The sequence below is a fragment of the Candidatus Protofrankia californiensis genome (assembly GCF_900634765.1).
In the GTDB taxonomy this organism is placed as follows: domain Bacteria; phylum Actinomycetota; class Actinomycetes; order Frankiales; family Frankiaceae; genus Protofrankia; species Protofrankia californiensis.
Window position 1 is genome coordinate 1,874 of the sequence record NZ_CAAAFT010000304.1, and the last position, 1,298, is coordinate 3,171.

1 protein-coding gene is annotated in these 1,298 nt (G+C 74.8%); it reads right to left on the bottom strand.

What is annotated here, in order from left to right; genetic code table 11:
- The coding region (locus tag DD1DGNOD_RS27140; protein ID WP_165036778.1) for a beta-ketoacyl synthase N-terminal-like domain-containing protein at window positions 1–1,298 on the bottom strand (1,298 nt) is incomplete at both ends.

The window sequence follows — 1,298 nt, forward strand, 5'->3', positions numbered from 1 at the left end:
CGTGGCGCCGACAAAGACGCCGGTCGAGCTGCCCCGCAGGGCCACCGGGTCGATACCGGTGCGTTCCAGCGCCTCCCATGCGGTCTCCAGCAGCAGCCGCTGCTGGGGGTCCATCGCGGCGGCCTCCCGCGGGGAGATCTCGAAGAACGCGGCGTCGAACAGGCCGGCGTCGCCGAGGAAGCCGCCCTGGCGGGTGTAGGACGTCCCGGGCCGGCCCGCGCCGCGGTCGTCGGCGTCGCCCGGGTCGTACAGGGCGTCGAGGTCCCAGCCGCGGTCCGTCGGGAATCCGCCGATCGCGTCCTGGCCGGTGGCGACCAGATCCCACAGCGCTTCGGGGGAGTCGGCCCCGCCCGGCCAGCGTCCGCTCACGGCGACGATCGCGACCGGCTCGTCCGCCACGGCCCCCGCCGCGGTGCCGGTGTGAACACCGGAGCCGTCGAGCGGCGCGGCTGCGGCGGCTTTCGTGGCCCCCGGGGTGAGCGCAGCGAGCTCGGCGAGATGGCGGACGAGTGCGGCGGGTGTCGGGTGGTCGAAGGTCAATGTGGGCGTCAGCTCGAGCCCGGTCGTGGTCGCCAGCAGGCCGCGGAACTGCACCGCCGCGATCGAGTCCAGGCCGAGGTCCTTGAACGTGCGCTCGGCGTTGACCCCCGCCGGGCCGGCGTGGCCCAGGACCGTGCTCACCGCGGTGCGGACGAGGTCGAGCAGGGCGGTGTCGCGTTCCCTCGGCGAGAGCCCGTCGAGCCGGCGGGCCAGCCGCGACGGGCTGCCGGCGGACGCCGTCGGCGCGCCGGAGGCCGGCACGTTCACGTTGGGGGCTGGTGCGTCATGTCCCGGTATGTTCTGTACCGGTATCACTGCGGACAGTGCTGGGCGGGCCGCCGAGCCCCCCAGCCAGAACCGCCGCCGCTGGAACGGATAGGTGGGCAGGTCCGTCACGCGCGCCGCCGGGTCGATCGCCGCCGTCCAGTCGACGTCGACCCCCCGCACGTACGCCTCGGCCAGCGACGCGAGCAGCCGGCGGGGACCCCCGTCGTGGCGGCGCAACGTACCGGTGACAAGGGTGTCGGTGTGCTCGGGGCCGGCGTCCACCGCGATCCGCTGGATCGCGCCGGTGAGGACCGGGTGCGGTGTCACCTCGATGAACGTGGCGTGCCCGGCCGCGAGTGCCACCCGGACCGTCCGGTCGACATCCACGGTCTCCCGCAGGTTCCGGTACCAGTAGGCGGGGGTCAGCTCGGTCGTGGGCAGCCGGGTGGCGGTGACGGTCGAGTAGAAGGCGACGTCCGCCGCCACCGGTG